The 16,837-nt window shown below is 61.7% G+C and carries 17 protein-coding genes and 1 pseudogene; 12 read left to right on the plus strand and 6 right to left on the minus strand.

Features of this window, described 5'->3' with window-relative positions; translation table 11 throughout:
* Positions 1–1,228 (plus strand): DNA repair protein RadA (gene radA, locus A2J01_RS01025; RefSeq protein WP_064111534.1); only part of this gene is annotated, 1,228 nt, incomplete at its 5' end.
* A gap of 23 nt (positions 1,229–1,251) precedes the next feature.
* Here the strand turns inward: radA and A2J01_RS01030 are convergent.
* Entirely contained in the window at positions 1,252–1,812 is a 561-nt protein-coding gene (locus tag A2J01_RS01030) for a PaaI family thioesterase (protein WP_003945494.1), read from the minus strand.
* Between the two features lie 96 nt (positions 1,813–1,908).
* On the opposite strand from A2J01_RS01030, the gene disA reads away from it, so the two are divergent.
* Positions 1,909–2,994, plus strand: coding sequence for a DNA integrity scanning diadenylate cyclase DisA (gene disA / locus A2J01_RS01035; protein ID WP_024487741.1), 1,086 nt, complete (start codon positions 1,909–1,911; stop codon positions 2,992–2,994).
* Between the two features lie 25 nt (positions 2,995–3,019).
* Here disA and A2J01_RS01040 read toward each other — a convergent pair whose 3' ends face one another.
* A complete protein-coding gene (locus A2J01_RS01040) occupies positions 3,020–3,757 on the minus strand; it encodes a DUF4232 domain-containing protein (RefSeq protein ID WP_064111536.1) in 738 nt (245 codons plus the stop codon).
* 97 nt (positions 3,758–3,854) lie between these two features.
* Positions 3,855–4,493: a carbonic anhydrase gene (locus A2J01_RS01045; RefSeq protein WP_003945421.1), complete on the minus strand. Its 639-nt coding sequence runs from the start codon at positions 4,491–4,493 to the stop codon at positions 3,855–3,857.
* A 228-nt stretch (positions 4,494–4,721) separates the two neighbouring features.
* On the opposite strand from A2J01_RS01045, the gene A2J01_RS01055 reads away from it, so the two are divergent.
* Genes A2J01_RS01055 through A2J01_RS01100 form a run of 10 tightly spaced genes read left to right on the plus strand, consistent with a single transcriptional unit; the run spans position 4,722 to position 14,203 of the window.
* Entirely contained in the window at positions 4,722–5,576 is an 855-nt protein-coding gene (locus A2J01_RS01055) for an MlaE family ABC transporter permease (RefSeq protein ID WP_231782909.1), read from the plus strand.
* Positions 5,576–6,421 carry an MlaE family ABC transporter permease gene (locus tag A2J01_RS01060; protein ID WP_064111543.1) on the plus strand — a complete coding sequence of 282 codons (846 nt, stop codon included), beginning with the start codon at positions 5,576–5,578 and terminating at the stop codon, positions 6,419–6,421. The genes A2J01_RS01055 and A2J01_RS01060 overlap by 1 nt, the downstream gene beginning before the upstream one ends.
* Positions 6,418–7,602 (plus strand): MCE family protein, encoded by a 1,185-nt coding sequence (locus tag A2J01_RS01065; RefSeq protein ID WP_047269648.1) that lies wholly within the window; start codon positions 6,418–6,420, stop codon positions 7,600–7,602. Before A2J01_RS01060 ends, A2J01_RS01065 begins: the two co-directional genes overlap by 4 nt.
* Positions 7,599–8,609, plus strand: a complete 1,011-nt coding sequence (locus A2J01_RS01070) for an MCE family protein (protein ID WP_064111545.1) — start codon at positions 7,599–7,601, stop codon at positions 8,607–8,609. Before A2J01_RS01065 ends, A2J01_RS01070 begins: the two co-directional genes overlap by 4 nt.
* Positions 8,606–9,598, plus strand: coding sequence for an MCE family protein (locus A2J01_RS01075; protein WP_007726906.1), 993 nt, complete (start codon positions 8,606–8,608; stop codon positions 9,596–9,598). Before A2J01_RS01070 ends, A2J01_RS01075 begins: the two co-directional genes overlap by 4 nt.
* Positions 9,595–10,674 (plus strand): MCE family protein, encoded by a 1,080-nt coding sequence (locus tag A2J01_RS01080; RefSeq protein ID WP_007726908.1) that lies wholly within the window; start codon positions 9,595–9,597, stop codon positions 10,672–10,674. The genes A2J01_RS01075 and A2J01_RS01080 overlap by 4 nt, the downstream gene beginning before the upstream one ends.
* Positions 10,674–11,747, plus strand: a complete 1,074-nt coding sequence (locus A2J01_RS01085) for an MCE family protein (RefSeq protein ID WP_042451872.1) — start codon at positions 10,674–10,676, stop codon at positions 11,745–11,747. Before A2J01_RS01080 ends, A2J01_RS01085 begins: the two co-directional genes overlap by 1 nt.
* Complete coding sequence (locus tag A2J01_RS01090; protein ID WP_064111547.1) at positions 11,744–12,982, plus strand: MlaD family protein; 1,239 nt, start codon at positions 11,744–11,746, stop codon at positions 12,980–12,982. The genes A2J01_RS01085 and A2J01_RS01090 overlap by 4 nt, the downstream gene beginning before the upstream one ends.
* Complete coding sequence (locus tag A2J01_RS01095; protein WP_042451875.1) at positions 12,979–13,503, plus strand: hypothetical protein; 525 nt, start codon at positions 12,979–12,981, stop codon at positions 13,501–13,503. Before A2J01_RS01090 ends, A2J01_RS01095 begins: the two co-directional genes overlap by 4 nt.
* A gap of 58 nt (positions 13,504–13,561) precedes the next feature.
* On the plus strand, positions 13,562–14,203 hold the full coding sequence (locus tag A2J01_RS01100) for a TetR/AcrR family transcriptional regulator (RefSeq protein WP_042451878.1): 642 nt from the start codon (positions 13,562–13,564) through the stop codon (positions 14,201–14,203).
* 3 nt (positions 14,204–14,206) lie between these two features.
* Here the strand turns inward: A2J01_RS01100 and A2J01_RS01105 are convergent, their stop codons facing one another.
* The 3 genes and pseudogenes from A2J01_RS01105 to A2J01_RS01115 all read right to left on the minus strand — a co-directional run.
* Positions 14,207–15,745 carry a long-chain-fatty-acid--CoA ligase gene (locus A2J01_RS01105; RefSeq protein WP_054826798.1) on the minus strand — a complete coding sequence of 513 codons (1,539 nt, stop codon included), beginning with the start codon at positions 15,743–15,745 and terminating at the stop codon, positions 14,207–14,209.
* Positions 15,746–15,836: 91 nt separating this feature from the next.
* Entirely contained in the window at positions 15,837–16,616 is a 780-nt protein-coding gene (locus A2J01_RS01110) for an SDR family NAD(P)-dependent oxidoreductase (protein ID WP_064111549.1), read from the minus strand.
* A pseudogene (locus A2J01_RS01115) lies at positions 16,616–16,837 on the minus strand (thiamine pyrophosphate-binding protein); the annotation flags it as partial. The pseudogene A2J01_RS01115 and the gene A2J01_RS01110, both read right to left, overlap by 1 nt.

The following is a 16,837-nucleotide window of genomic DNA, read 5'->3' on the forward strand; positions in this document are numbered from 1 at the left end:
GATCGACAGCACCTCGACGCAGGCCAAACCCACGGGGATCGGTGAGTTGGACCGCGTCCTCGGCGGTGGCGTCGTACCGGGTTCGGTGGTGCTGCTCGCGGGCGAGCCCGGCGTCGGAAAATCGACGCTACTTCTCGAGGTCGTCTACCGCTGGGCGATGCGCAGCGCGGATGATCGAGCGTTGTACGTCACGGGCGAGGAGTCTGCCGGTCAGGTTCGGCTTCGGGCAGATCGCACCGACTCTGTCCACGAACGGATGTATCTGGCGGCCGAATCCGATCTCGCGACCATCCTCGGCCACATCGAGCAGGTCAAACCGACACTGGTCATCGTCGACTCGGTGCAGACCATGCTTGCTGCCGACGTCGACGGGGTCGTCGGCGGCGTGACTCAGGTCAAGGCCGTCACCAGCGCCCTGACCTCCCTGGCCAAGGCCAGTGGAATCCCGGTGCTTCTGATCGGCCACGTCACCAAGGACGGCGCCGTCGCCGGTCCGCGCTCGCTCGAGCATCTCGTGGACGTGGTTCTGCACTTCGAAGGTGACAAGCACTCCACCCTGCGCATGGTCCGCGGCGTCAAGAACAGATTCGGTGCGGCCGACGAGGTCGGATGCTTCGAGCTGAGCGAGCAGGGCATCAACGAGATCAGCGATCCGTCCGGCCTGTTCCTGCATCACCGTGAAGAAGCTGTGGAAGGCACTGCCGTCACCGTGATGATGGACGGTAAGCGACCTCTACTCGGTGAAGTTCAGGCGCTCGTCGCCGCCACGCCGCTACCGACACCCCGCCGAGCCGTCAGCGGGCTCGACACCGCCCGTGTGGCCATGGTTCTCGCCGTGTTGGAACGCCGCGTCGGAGTGTCGATCTCGAAGGCCGACGTCTACGCCGCGACCGTCGGCGGTATGCGGATGACCGAGCCGGGTGCCGATCTGGCTCTCGCCATTGCGGTCGCTTCCGCCGTGAAAGCCAAACCCGTCCCCAAGGGGCTCGTCATCCTCGGCGAGGTCGGACTCGCCGGGGAGGTTCGACGGGTTGCCGGGGTGAACCGACGGCTGATCGAAGCTGCCCGACTGGGATTCACCAGCGCCATCGTGCCGGTCGATTCCGGCCCGAACATTCCCGGCATGCGCGTCAACGAAGTGGCGAATCTGGCCGAGGCACTGGCCTACGCCGGATTGATGGGCGGCAAACAAGCCCCGTCTCGCCCCAAGCTCACGCCGGTGAAGTGATCGTCGTTCGGCCGACTACCTCGTCAGACCGACGAGGTGCCGAACGGGGACGTCGGTTCGCCGTCCACGAACTCCTTGGTCTTGGCGAAGTGTTCCGAGGTGATGGTCAGAAACAGTCCGCGGGAGGTTCCCACCACCGTGTCCGGATCCGCTGTCGGACCTTCGACGATCACCGCTTCTGCACTGGTGTAGACCTTGCGGCGTACAACACCGTCGATGCGAGCCCGGAATTCGAGCACCGATCCCAACGGGATCGGCCGGGCGAAGTCGATCTCGAGGTGCCCGGTCACCACCGGCGAGCCGAGAGCCATACATGCCATACCTTGAGCCTCGTCGAATGCCGTCGACAGAATGCCGCCGTGAATGACACCTGGACCGCCCTGATACTTCTTGGCGACCTCCAGACGACCGGTCACTTCCAGTCCGTTACCAGCCCTGAAACTCATCGCCATTCCCGCAGGCTGGTCGTCGCCGCAGCCGAAGCATTTCGACCAGTGCTGAGGCAGCTTCTCGCCGGCGGCCGGAAAGAATTCGACCGGCTCCGGGACAGTCAGGTCATCAGGCAGGGTCCAGGTACTACTCATGGATAGGTAATCTAAACGGGGATCCGTCCGGCGCAGGCATCGGACCCGACCGAAGTGACATCGACCTCAGCAGGGAGTTTCTCAATGATCAGTGCGATGGCGGACACACAGTCGTCGTCGGCATTGCGAGAGACCATCGCCAGGTTGGCGCCGGGTACCGCTTTGCGAGACGGGCTCGAACGAATTCTGCGCGGCCGTACCGGCGCGCTGATCGTCCTCGGATACGACGAGGAAATGGAAGCGCTGTGTGACGGCGGATTCAACCTCGACGTGGAGTTCGCACCGACCCGATTGCGTGAGCTGTCGAAGATGGACGGCGCGGTTGTCCTCTCGACGGACGGCACACGCATCGTGCGTGCCAACGTCCAGCTGGTTCCCGATCACAAGATTCCCACCGTCGAATCCGGCACGAGGCACCGCGCTGCCGAGCGCACGGCAATTCAGACCGGCTATCCCGTGGTCTCGGTCAGTCAGTCGATGTCGATCGTCAGTGTGTACGTCGGCGGCATCCGGCACGTCATCGACGGCTCGGCCACCATACTTTCGCGCGCCAACCAGGCCGTCGCGACGCTCGAACGATACAAAGCGCGACTCGACGAAGTGACACGGCAACTGTCGGTCGTCGAGATCGAGGATTTCGTGACTCTGCGCGACGCGTTGACCGTCGTACAGCGCCTCGAAATGGTTCGCCGCGTGTCGATCGAAATCGAACAGGATGTCCTCGAACTCGGCACCGACGGTCGCCAGTTGGCACTGCAGCTCGAAGAACTGGTCGGCGACAACGACATTGCACGTCAACTCATCGTTCGGGACTATCTTGCCGGTCCCGAACCCATCGGCACCGCGGCGATGGACAACGTCCTCGTCGCACTCGATCGCGTCACCGACGCCGATCTACTCGATCTCACGACTCTTGCGCGTGTTCTCGGTTATCCGGGCACGATCGAAGCCCTCGACACTCCGATGACTCCTCGCGGATATCGCGTGCTGATGCGTGTACCTCGATTGCAGTTCCATCAGATCCACCGGTTGGTCGGATCCTTCGGCACTCTCCAGTCGCTGCTGGCCGCTACGGCTGCCGATCTGCAGTCGGTCGAGGGCATCGGCGGGCTGTGGGCCCGTCACATCCGTGAGGGACTTTCCCGGCTCGCGGAAACGTCGATCACCGGATCCTTCAACTAGCGGGCCTGTTCAGGCTTGCCCGCGCTCATGCGATGTTGAACGGCTCCGGGGAGCTTCGCAGTGCACCGAGCTGCCCGACAACCGTGTAAGCGCCTGCGCCCACCGGATTGCGCTCGGGGTTCTGCGCGGTCGCGCACTCGGGGGTCGACGTCGTGGCCGACCAGGCGACCTTGAACGCAGCTTGCTCGCCGGGCGCGAGATTGCGTACGTCGGCTGCGGGCTGTGGGTAGCAGTCGACGTTGGACCACAACCGGGTCTTGCCGTCGATGCTGTAGACGAGCACCTGCTGAAGGCCGCCCGCCAGATCTCGATCACAGGGTGCCGAACCGATGTTGGTGATGACGATCGTGAACGACGGCTCTTCGCCGGGAGCGAAGGTCGCCTTGTCTGCGGTGGCCTTGACTGCCAGCGACGAGTCGGCGCACTGACCGGCCGGGACCGGAGCCCCGGTGGTCGACGAAGAAGACGAAGACGATCCCGAAGCCTGCGTGCCCGAGCCACCTGATCCACCGGCAGCGCCGCCACCCGAGCCACCGCCACCCTCCGGCGCGTTGGAACCGGAAGGGTTGGGGGTGAAGGAGACGTCCGTCGTCAGCGAGGAACTCGCAGCGGCCGAATCGGCCTCCGGGGTATCACTTCCACCGCCGAAGAGGGCGGACGCCGCCCAGATGATCAACGCCAGCGCAATGACGGCGGCACCAATGGCCAGCGCCCGGCGACGCCAGTAGATCGCGGGGGGCAGTGGTCCATTAGGTTCCAACACGGACTCAACGGTAGTTGGCGCAGGGTCCACTAACCGTCAGCTGAGGCGGCGTGTCGGTACCCATTGTCTGCTGCCAGGTACCACTGCCCCGGAAGATCTAACCCTCGACGGTCTCGACGCTCTCGCCGATGTCGCCGACTGCGCCCTGAACTCGCATGTGACCGTCGGACAACGTGTACGTGACGCCGACGATCGCGCACGCACCCTTGTCCACCTTGTCGGCGATGATCCGGGACCTCTGCATGATCAGCGAGCCGGTCTCCACGACGTGACGGCCTTCGAGTTCGTCCACGGTGGACAAGCCCTCGTTGCGGCCCATCAGGATGGACGGAGCAACACGCTCGACCACACTGCGGATGAATCCGTCGGGAACTGCGCCCTCGTCCAGGGCGTCGAGCGTTGCCTTCACGGCACCGCAACCGTCGTGACCGAGTACGACGATGAGCGGCACGTTGAGCACGTGAACCGCGTACTCGATGGAACCGAGCACCGAATCGTCGAGCACGTGACCTGCAGTGCGCACGACGAACATGTCGCCGAGACCCTGGTCGAAGATGATCTCGGCGGCTACGCGCGAATCACCGCAACCGAACAGCACCGCTGTGGGGTGCTGCCCATCGACGAGTTTCGCGCGGTCCGCGATTCCCTGGCTGGGGTGAATGGACGCGTCGTTGACAAATCGCTCGTTGCCTTCGCGAAGGGACTTCCAAGCGGAAATGGGGCTTGATCGTGGCATTCACTCATTGTGCACCCGCCGCATTTCGGGCTCTCGCCGGGAAGGTTGCGTGGACGCAAACGAAAGTTCCGCGTCGACATTCGCGCCCGGTGATGAAGTGGCCGAAATGGAACTTACTTCAGAGTCAGTTTCCTGATACCGTCTCCGAACGTGACCTGGAGCACTTCGAGCTCCCGAGTGTGATCGAAGAAACCCGACCAGAACGATTCGGCCGGAGAGGGGGATGGCGTGAGCACCGAAGCTACGACGACCGGGAATGGAACAACCGGGGAAACAACTGCCGTCTCCCCCGCCAAGACGAACATGTTCTCGAACCTGCTCTCCGAGATCGGACTGCTCTTCACCTTCACCGTTCGCATGTGCGTTGCGGCGTTCACATCTCTTCGACACAAGCGCCTCGCCTGGCGTGAGGCGCTCGACCAGATGTGGTTTCTCGCCCACGTCACCTCGGTCGCGTCCGCTCTGGTGATGATTCCCCTCGGTGTCGGGGTAGCACTGCAGATCGGTGCGCTCGCAGATCAAATCGGCGCGGGTGCGTACAGCGGTGCCGTCGTCGCGTTCCTCATCATCGGACAGGCCGGCCCCCTGGTGTGCGCCCTGATCATCGCCGGTGTCGGCGGTTCCGCAATCTGCGCAGATTTGGGAGCGCGAACGATACGCGAGGAAATCGATGCACTCGAAGTGCTCGGTCTACCCGTGCTCGAACGCCTGGTCGTACCCCGGATGATCGCCATTGCCGTCGTCTGCCTCCTACTGAACTCGATAGTTCTCGTAATCGGTTTGGGCGCAAGCCTCTTCGTTCACGTCCTGATACTCGACGGCAACGCACAGAGTTTCCTGCGCAATCTCGTTCAATTCAGTCAACCCAGCGACTTCGTCGTCTCCGGCATCAAAGCCGTTGCCTTTGCTCTCATCTCGGGAATCGTGGCCTGCTACAAGGGCCTGACCGTCAAGCGCGGAGCTCAAGGCGTCGGCGACGCAGTCAACGAGACCGTCGTGCTCTCGTTTGTCCTCGTGTTTGTCGCCAACCTCGCAATTACTCAGTTCTACCCACTGTTCGTCTCGGTGAAAGGTGCCTACTGATGCACCTGCCCATCGCAATTCGTGCCAAGCGGGTCAGTTCGCGGACCGTCGACGGCCTGAGTCGACTCGGCGATCAGTTCACGTTCCACGCGCGTGTCATCACCTCGATTCCCGCAACCCTCAAGCGCTATTGGCGTGAAGTCGCCCGTCTCGTCGCCCAGGTGGCATTCGGTTCGGGCACCCTGCTCGCCGGAGGCGGCAGCGTCGTCGTGATCTTCGCGATCTCGTTCTTCGCCGGTTCCCAGATCGGACTCGAGGGCTACCGCGGACTCAACCTCGTCGGCCTCGCACCGCTGTCCGGCGTGATGTCCGCCATCGCGAATACTCGCGAGGTGGCACCACTCGTTGCCGCAATCACCCTGGCAGCCAAGGTCGGAACCGGATTCACCGCGCAGCTCGGAGCGATGCGGATCTCCGAGGAAATCGACGCGCTCGAAGTCATGGCGATTCCCTCGCTGCGGTACCTGGTCACCACCCGACTGATCGCGGCGCTCATCGCGGTGGTCCCGCTGTACCTGGTCGGCCTGTTTGCTTCGTACATGGCAACGGCGCTTGCGGTGATCCGGGTCAAAGGCCAGTCGGAGGGAACGTACGGCTACTACTTCAGTCTTTTCCTCTCTCCCAACGACATCTGGTTGTCCTTGATAAAAGTCATGGTGTTCGCGGTCGTCGTGACCCTCGTGCACTGCTACTACGGTTACACCGCGACGGGTGGACCCGAAGGCGTCGGACGAGCCGCCGGACGAGCGTTGCGCACCAGCATCGTCTTCCTGGCCTTCACCGACGTCGCGATGACCATTGCGCTGTGGGGACTCAAACCTCACGTACCCGGGCTGACCGGATGATCGTCACGAATTCCAGCCGAATCACCCTGGCACTGCGGGGTTTACTCGCCGTGGTCATCCTGATCCTCGCCTACGTCTTCTTGTTCAGCAGAGGTACGGACTCCACCGGTTCCACACCGCAGGTCAGTGCTGTCGTCCCCGCCAGTGCCGGTGCGCTGCGAGTCGGATCCTCGGTACAGTACCGCGGCGTCGTCGTCGGCGCTGTGGCCGAGATCGAGCCGGGCACCACCGCTTCGACTGTCTCACTCGCGATCGACGAGAAAGCGTTCGAGGACATACCGTCGACAAGTCAGGTGCGACTGATGCCCCGCAACATCTTCGGTGACTTCTTCGTAGACTTGATTCAACCTGACGGACTCTCGCGTGGTCCTGCTCTCGTGCCGGGTACCGAATTGGTATCCGATCAGTCCGAAGTCGCGGTCCAGCTCTACCAATCGATCTCACGGATCTACTCGCTCGTTTCTTCCCTCGACCCCGCCGACATCAACGTCGCACTCACGGCAGTCTCGGACGCGTTGAGCGGCAAGGGAAACCAGATCGGCGAATCGCTCGATTCAGTCCACCAAGCGTTGGTCGGTGCGCAGCCCGTCATCGACGGACTCGGTGACGACCTCGACGACATAGCCACCCTCGCCGACAGTCTCTCGACGAGTGCGCCGGACATGCTCGCCGCATTCGAGAACTCCATCACCACATCCAAGACCGTCGTCGAGAAATCCGACGGGTTGGCGGGGCTTCTGCGTGCCGGCACCAGCACGGGAGCTGCTGCCACGAGTCTGATCGGTGACAATCGCGACCGCATGATCACCTTGGTCGACGACGCCGATTCCCTGACCGGCGCAATCACTTCGCGGCCGGACCACATCACCACCTTCTACAACGGCCTGCGCAATCTCACGATCAAGCTCCCGCCCGCGTTGGCGCATGGTCCGTGGCTCAGCACCGATCTACGGCTGTCCGTCACAGATCTGTATCCGTACGGAAAGACCGACTGCCCACAGTACGACGGAACCCGCGGACCCAACTGTCCTGCCGCCGCGACCGCGTTCGGCGGAACCGTCGGCCCGGTCGGCAGCCCTGCCGAACAGTCCCTGATCTCGGCTCTCACCCAGGGCGGTACAGCTTTGGACACTCTCGTGGCGGGGCCGGTATTTCGCGGCACGACGGTGGTGGGCGGATGAGCGTGAAGAAATCTCTGATCAGGTTCGGACTGTTTGCTGCACTGTCGATTCTCGCCACCGTGGTTGTGGTGAGCACCCTGATCAACCCAGTCTCCGGGTCGAGTTCGCAGTACCGGGCCGTCTTCGTCAATGCCTCCGGCCTGGTCACCGGCAGCGATGTTCAGATCGCCGGGGTGCGAGTAGGGCGCGTCGACAGCGTCGAGCTGGTGAACAACCAAGCCGTCGTCGGCTTCGAACTCGAATCTGCACAACGTATTCCGTCCGACGGTCGCGCTGTGGTGAGGTACGCAGACCTGTTGGGAGCGCGAACAATTTCGATCGAACCCGGACAGGCCGAACGCGCAACAGGCAACTACCTCTCCCCCGGGGCCACAATTCCCGTGGAACAGACTCAGCCGGCGATCGACCTCACCGACATCCTCGGCGGATTCCGTCCCCTGTTCGACGCACTTGACCCCGCAGAAGTCAACGAGCTTGCCGCACAGGTCGTCCAGGTATTCCAAGGACAAGGTTCCACCATCGAAAGCCTGCTGGAGCGCACTGTTGCCGTCACCGAGAACTTGACGTCCCGGGACGCGATCTTGGACCAACTACTGAACAACCTCGACCGGGTCCTTACCGTGACCACGACGAATCGACCCAACTTCGTCGAGATGATCAACACGCTCGACACACTGGTCGGCGGTTTGGCACAGGACCGCCAACAGATCTCGGCCGCAGTGGATTCCGCAGGCGCCCTGACTTCTTCACTTCAGGACTTGGTGACGGGCGTGGAACCGGACTTGGCTGGCGCGCTGACTTCGATCGATCAGTCGGCCAGCGTCGTCGTCGACAACCGTGAGTCGCTGGCGACCGGTATCACCGCTTTCGATCAACTGTTCACCCAGTTGGGGATCGCGATGAGCTACGGAAGCTGGGCGAACATCTACATCTGCAACTTCCGGCTCAGCGCGCTGGACCAATCGGTGACCCTCGGCGGCCCCGAGCGTTCGGCGGTGTGCCGATGAACTGGCTCACCGTCAAGAACCCGGTCCGCAACGGAATCATCTGCATCCTCGTCGGAGTCGGTGTGATTCTGGCCGCACTCGTTGTCCCTCAACTGATCTTGAAGGTCAAGACCAACGAGTACCACGCCGTCTTTGCCAACGCCACCGGGTTGACGCAGGACGATCCGGTCAACGTCGCGGGAGTCCCGAGCGGGGTGGTCACCTCGTTGGCGGTCAGCGGCAACTCGGTTGAAGTCACCTTCCGACTCGACGACGGCGTCACTCTCGGCGAAGACTCCCGTGCGGACATCAAGATCTCGACTCTGCTCGGCCGACGCTCGCTCGACGTCACTCCGAACGGATCGCGCTCGTTACCCGCAGGTTCGACCATCCCCATCGAGAACACGAGCGTTCCCTTCACTCTCGACGATCTCGGTCGAGGAGCACAATCCACGTCGGAAAACCTTGATCTGCAACAACTGCGAAACATGCTGACCGCGGTGTCCGACAATTCACCGGACGATCCCGAACTCATTCGCCGCTCACTCGAGGGAATCGACGCACTCTCCGGAGTAGTCAACGACAACGACGTTGCGCTCCGTTCCCTTCTCACCGGAGCGCAGCAGACGACCGCAACACTGATCGAGCAGAAGGACACTCTGGAAACCCTTCTGGGGAATGCGGATCTGGTGATGTCCACGATCGCCGACCGGCGAGATGTGCTGAATGCGCTTGTACAAGACCTGAATCAGTTGAGCACCACACTTGCCCAGTTCCTGGGCGACAACCAGGCTTTGATCGACTCGGTCATGGGAGACATCCACGTGGTGACGGGAGTTCTGTCCGAGAACGAACAATCACTGACCACACTGCTCGACAACTTCGCCCCCAGCGTCCGCTACGTCACCAACGCGACCGGTAACGGCAACTGGCTCGACCTCAACTCGCCCTCCACCCTCATCCCGGACAATTGGTTGTGCGTCGTCGGGCTCGTTCAGGGGTGTCGATGACCACGACCGTCAAGAAACTCGCCGTGCTGGCAGCGATTGTGATCTGCGCGATCGGTGCCGTCCTGTTCGTCACGCGTGACGAACACAGACTCACTCTCACCGCCGAATTCACCTCGACCGACGCTATCTTCACCGGGAACACAGTGACGATTCTGGGAGTTCCCAGCGGGAGGGTCGAGAGCGTCACGCCGGAAGGGTCCCGGGTACGAGTGGCGCTGAGCCTGCCATCCGGAACACGTATACCCGCCGACGCGCAGGCCTGGGTCCTGTCTCCCTCGGTCATCAGTGACCGCACGATCGAACTCGGCCCCGGCTACGAGGACGGTGAGTTCCTCATCGACGGCGCGGTGATCCCTCTCGAACGCACTCACTCCCCGCTGACGTGGGACCAACTCACCGCATCGGTGAACGAATTGACGGTGGCGCTCGGCCCTGGCGCCGACGGCGGCGGGATCGGTGACCTCATCGGAGAAGGCGCCCACGCGTTGGACGGCAACGGGCAAGCATTCAACGATGCCGTTCGGTCCATCTCACAGGCCAGTTCGGTACTGGCGGGTGCAAGTCCCGACATCTCCGAACTGGTGAAGAACCTGAACACCCTCGTGCAGTTGATCGCGGACAACCAGACCAAGGTCGACTCCCTGTCGAACTCGGTGACAGTCACCGCCCGCACGTTCAGCGCCCAGCGAGAAGACATCAGCGGGGCGCTCGATTCCCTGACCACGTTGCTCGGACAGGTCTCAGCGCTACTCGCCGAACACGGCGAGGCGGTCACCGCCGATCTGGGTACGCTCGCACAGTTGGCCGGTGCAGTCGCGACCAAACAGGATCAACTGCGCGAGATCATCGAAACGGCACCAACGGGATTCGAGAACGTCGCCAACCTCGTCACCGAAGAAGGCCGAGCCAGAGCACGATTGAACGTCGCCACCGATCTCTCACAGTTCGACACGACGAGAGAACTGTGCGAGAAGATGCCGATACCGCTGTGCACAGGGCCGGGAATCGTCAATCCCATCGAATTTCCTTCGGCAGGCAGCTCCGACCTGGCACGCATCCTCGGTGGGGGTAACTGATGGCGTCGAACAAGTCCGTGGTGAGCGTTGTCGTGGCACTTGTCATCGCCGCGCCATTGACCGGCTGCAGTCTCAACTTCCAGCACCTCCCCCTCGGACGCGGTCTGCCAGGAGAGTCGTACCCGCTGAACATGGAATTCGTCGACGCGTCGTTACTTCCCGTCGGCGGCGAGGTGCGGATCGGCCAGGCAGTGGTCGGCAGAGTCACGTCGATGAGCGCGCAAACCTTTGCAGCCGTGGTACATACCGAAATCGCGTCGGACATCGAACTACCTGTCGGCACCCGCGCTCGGATCGAACTGTCGACCCCGATCGGCGATGCGTTCGTCAACCTCGAAGTTCCGGTCGATCCAGCGGGCCCCATTCTCGAACCAGGTTCCACCATCGAGCGATCGGAGACCGTGCGCGGACCCGATGTCGCACAACTGCTCGGCGCCGTCGGAACTCTGTTGAACGGCAGTGGGTTGGCGCAGGTCAAGAACATCGTCAGTGAGGCTGATCAGATTCTCGACGGCAGGGAGGAGACGATCCGCGATCTGCTTGCACGCCTTGACACTTTTCTCGGAACACTTGACGACCGAAAGGAATCGATCAATTCGGCACTGGATTCACTGAACCGGCTCAGCGCTCTGATCGGAGACGAGAGCGCCACCATCGACGAAGGCTTGCGCACACTCACACCCGCATTGGGCGTGATCGCCGACCAACGACAACCGCTCCTCGATCTACTCGACGAAACCGATCGGCTCAGTACCGCAACCAATTCCGTACTCGACCAGTCGGCCGACCAGATTTCCGAGATCACCGGACGACTGTCACCCATCCTCGACCAGTTCTCGGCAATGGGGCCGACACTGGGTGAGACGATGGCCAACCTGGACAACGCAAGAGTGCTCCTCGAGCGTGCCAGCCCAGGCGATTACGTGAACATCGACCTCGACGTCGATGTCGAGGGCACCGTGACCGGAGTGCTCAACGAGATAATCCCGGGCGCCGCACCGCCACTGCCACCTCTGCCCGCCTCCGATCGGGAACTGCCGATCACGACACCCCTGCAAGGAGGAACGCGATGAAGAACCGAACCGTCTATTTCGAGATCGCCGCCTTTCTCCTCATCGCGGTGGTCAGCACGACGTACGTACTCCGGCAAGTCGGTGCCGGAGATCCGTTCACCGGAACCTTCTCGGTCATCGTCGAATTGGAGAACGCGGCCGGAATCGCTCCCGGTTCGGAAGTGGCCTATCGCGGAGTCACCGTCGGCGACGTCGAGTCGGTGGAGGTGGACTCTGCCCAGGACCTCGTCGTGATGACGTTGAGCATCGCCGCCGACAAACAGATCCCCAACGATTCGCATGTGGCCATCAGCCAGGACACCGCCGTTCCGGTATTGAAAGTTCAGTTGTCCTCGCAGACCGACGGCGGCCCGTATCTGGTTGAAGGTTCCGTCGTTCCGACTGAGCGCACTTCGATCCCGGTCGCGTTGGGAACCGTGATTGCGAATTTCAACGCTGCTGCCGACACCGTCGATCCGGCAGACCTGCGAACCCTCTCGCACGAACTCGGCGAGGGATTGAACGGATTGGGTCCGGATCTGCAGGCGCTCGTCGACAACTTCGACGTGCTCGCGCGCACTGTCCAATCCGATCAACCGCGTGTCAACACACTCGTCGAGAACTCGCGCTCACTGTTCACTGCGAACGAGGAAAATGTTGATGCTCTTCCCGAAGTTGCACTCACACTTCGCCAATTGACAGATCAGGTACGAAACTCCGATCCGCAACTGCGCACACTCCTCGATCGAAGCCCGAGTGTTCTCGACAATCAGATACTGCCTCTCATCGAACAGAGTCGTGAGCCGTTCAGTCTGCTGTTGGCCAATTCTCTCGTCTCCACTCAGATCGTCACTGCACGGATGCCCGCCGTCGATGCCTTGTTGGTGGTGGTGCCCAAAGGATTCGAGAAGTTCGGAAGTATCGTCAAAGACGGACGGGCACAGCTTGATCTGATCACAGCACTCGGACCGGTCTGTATCTACAACACGCCCCGGCGATCGGTACAGGACACCTCACCGACCACGCTCGACAAGAACCAACACTGCGCGGACCAGTCGGGCCGGATCCAGAATCGCGGATCGCAGAACATCCCCACCGGAACTGGAACGATCGACGGGGTTGCTGAATACGATCCTGCCCTCGGAACGGTCGCAGCCGGTGACGGAACGTCGATTCGTCTGGGCCTCAACGGTGGTCAGAACACCGTTCTCGGTGACAACTCGTTTGCCGCACTACTAGTACAAGGAACGCAATGACCGAGACAACCGAACCCCAGACGCCCACAATCGTCGACAAGCCCAAGCGGCTTCGCAAGCAGACCGTAGCGATCGTTGCCGGCGCCCTGGTCGTGGTCGCGGCGCTCGGATGGGGCGCATTCGCGACCTGGCAGAAATCGGTCGACGAAAACGCGCGTATCAGCGCCCTGGACAGCGGACGGCAATTCGCCACTGATCTTGCGACGTACAACTTCCAGAACCTCGATCAGAATCTCTCCGTGGTCCGTGACAATTCTGTCGGCGAATTCGCCGGTCAGTACGCCCAGGTGGCAGCCAACCTTCAGAATATGATCGTGCAGTATCAGGCGACCTCGTCCGCTCAGATCATTTCAGCCGGGCTGGCGAGCAGTGATCGCGACAACGCCGAGGTTCTCGTGTTCCTCGATCAGACGATCACGAACACCAACTCCCCCGATCCGAGAATCGACCGCAACCGGATGCAACTTTCGCTGGTCCGCGAGGACGGCGAGTGGAAACTGAGCAACGTGCAGTTGTTGTGACTTCGTCGCGGCGTAGTATCTCCCCGAGCATTATCGAGCGATAGCTAGGGGACCACGTATGGCCACGAAAGATTCGGCGAAGGACGCCACAGCCAGTTGGCGACGGATCGAGCCGCTCGAGCTGACTCCTATCCTGGAAGCCGCCCTCGAAGGATTCTACGACAACGGGTTCCACGGTACTTCGATACGCGAGATCGCACGCCGCGTCGGCGTGACGATCCCCGCCCTCTACTACCACCACCAGAGCAAAGAAGGGATCCTCCTTGCTCTGCTGGAGATTTCGACCAGTGACGTCCTCGCTCGTGCCCACAGCGCGTACGCCGACGGCGGAGACGACCCTCGACAACAGCTCACCAACGTCGTCGAAGCGATCGTGCTTCGTATGACGACCCGCTCTCGGTTGGCAGCCCTCGAGGGGGAAGTGCGCTACCTCAGCCCCGAACACCGACAGCGATATCGTGTCGTACGCAAGGGCGTCGAAGAATTGGTGCTCGGCATAGTCACCGAGGGTTCGGAACGAGGTCTCTTCTCAGTAGCAGACGTGCCCGAGACCACCCGCGCACTTCTCGCGATGTGCCAGTCGATTCCGCGCTGGTATCACGCCGAGGGAGAACTCACCCCGGAAGAGGTAGCTCAGAAGTACGCCGTCATCGCACTGAATACGGTTGGATGCAAGCCCGGCCGCAAGCGTGCACGTTGATTCTCATACTGTCGAATATCGCGCCCGAAGTTCGCGCTTGAGGATCTTGCCCGTAGCACCCAACGGAAGTTCCGTGACTATCTCGATGGACTTGGGGCACTTGTAGCCGGCAAGTCGGCTTCGAACGAAACCTGAAATCGAGTCGGTATCGAGTTGATGCCCTGCAGCAGCAACTACGACGGCTTTGACCGCCTCGCCCCACAGTGGATCCTCCACTCCAATGACGGCAACTTGGGATACTCCCGGATAGTCGGCGATGACCGATTCGACTTCGATGGGATAGACGTTCTCTCCACCCGTGATGATCATGTCCTTCATCCGATCGGTGATGTAGACGTAGCCCTCGCTGTCGACCCGTCCCACGTCGCCGGTATGGAACCACCCGTCGGTATCTATCGCAGCGGCAGTCTCTTCCGGCCGTCGGTAGTAACCTTCGGTCGTTTGCGGAGACCTGACATAGATCTCGCCGGCCTCGCCGACCGCAACTTCCTCGCCTTCCGGTGACATCACCTTCAAGTCCACCCAGGGGTAGGGTTTTCCGACCGAGCGCAGCAGTCCGACCTTCTCGCCGTCCACCGCATGGTCACAAGAATCGAGTTGTGTTACTGCTCCATGCGTTTCGGTCAGCCCGTAGACCTGGAACAGGGGCTTGCGGAACGTCTCGAGAGCTCGCTTCAAGACCCATGGTGTGATCGGCGAGGAACCGTAAGCGATGGATCGGAGAGTTGCGAAATTGCGCTCTCGCGCGCCTGGTACGTCGACCAGCATCCCGATGACGGAAGGCACGAGAAAGGTATTGGTGATACTCATCCCTTCCAGTACTTCCAACAGACCGGCAGGTGTGAATTCTGGGAGAACGACGTTATGGGCGCCATTCGCAAGTCCCACGAGCGCCCAACCCAATCCACCGATGTGGAACAGGGGCATCGCACACAAGCTGACCGAGGATTCGTCGAATCCCCATGGCCCGCCGGTTCGCGTGCATGCCTCCAGGTTCCTGTTGGATGTGAGAACACCTTTGGGTTTTGCCGTCGTTCCGGATGTATACAGTTGCAGTACAACGTCGTCCAGGCTTCCGCGCCATCCCGGATCGACCGAACTTGCGCCTGCCGATCGCGCTTCGTAGTCGAACTCCTCGGAACCGTCGATCTTCACGACACGCAGCTTCGCCCCTTCCGATGCCTGCACCGCCGAGACCACACCCTCGAATTCACTGTGGAAGAACAACACACGAGCGTCCGCGTCGGCGAGCACCTCGGCAACCTCGGCGCCGGACAACCTCCAATTGATCGGGATTGCCACTGCCCCGATCTTCGCTGCCGCAAGTACGATCTCGACGACTTGAGTCGAGCCTCTGTCCACCACGGCCACCCTGGTTCCAGATCTACAACCCAGGTCGAGAAGAACGTTGGCCAGCCGACTGGTGCGGAGGTCGAGCTCGGCAAACGTCATCGACCCGTCTCGACCTGTCAACGCGAGGGCGTCTGGTCGTGCAGCAGCGTGGCGTCGAGACTCATCGGCAAGGCGATATTGCGAGCACATCGTGAAAAGCCCTTTCTGGATTGGACGTAACTTCCGGCCCGGGCGCGTGGACGACACCGGGCGCTATCAGAACCGACGAACTCTCGACGAGCTATTGCATCGCCTCGATGTGTTTCATCACGTCCGGGTACCGACGTAAGTGGGCACCGCCGTTGACATCGAGAACCTCGCCCGTGATCCACGAAGAAGCATCGGAAGCGAGGAAGAACACCGCTTCGGCAACGTCGCGTGGCAACCCATTACGTCCGAGCGGAGTGTTCTCGGTGAAGTCCGCCTGAATAGCCGGCACACCGGTGAGACCCTCGACAAGTGGCGTTTCGACAAGACCTGGCGAAACCGCGTTGACGCGTATCCCCCGGTCTCCGAGTTCGAGTGCCGCAACCTCGGTGAGCATGGCGAGGCCAGCTTTGGCGGAGCAGTATCCTGCAAAACCTGCAGCCGCCTGGCGTGCGTTCAATGAGGTAATGGAGACGATCGATCCACCGGCAGCCATGGCACGCGCCGCATGCTTGATCACGAAGAAACCTCCGGTGAGACAGATGTCAACGGTTCGCCGCCAACTTTGCGCCTCCAAATCCGTTATGTAGCCCGGCAGATTCACCCCGGCACAATTGACCGCGATATCCAGCCGACCATGCTGCGCCTGGGCCCCCTCGAATATCACCTTGACCGATTCTTCGTCGACGACATCGACCCGGACTGCTTCAGCTCGCCCACCGAGTTCTACGGCGCGTTTCCGCCCGCCTTCGATGTCGATGTCGCCTATCACGACGCCCACACCTTCGGCAGCCAGCAATTGCGCTGTTGCCCAACCGATACCGGATGCTCCGCCGATCACGACGGCTACTGCACCTTCCATTCGCCCCGGCATCAGCGAGGAATGTTCTCGTAGTACGGGACAACGATTTCGTCAGTACTTGTGACGTCACCGAGCATCATCGTCGTGATGGGGTGGACTACGTGCGGGTCCACCTCGACGTTGATACATGCGGGAACTCCCGCGTCGAACGCGCGTTTCATAGCGTCGGCGATGGAGGCGACATCCTTAACACGCTCACCGTATCCACCGAAGGCCTCGGCGACCTTCTCGTA

This window comes from Rhodococcus sp. EPR-134 (genome assembly GCF_001647205.1).
GTDB lineage: Bacteria > Actinomycetota > Actinomycetes > Mycobacteriales > Mycobacteriaceae > Rhodococcus_F > Rhodococcus_F qingshengii.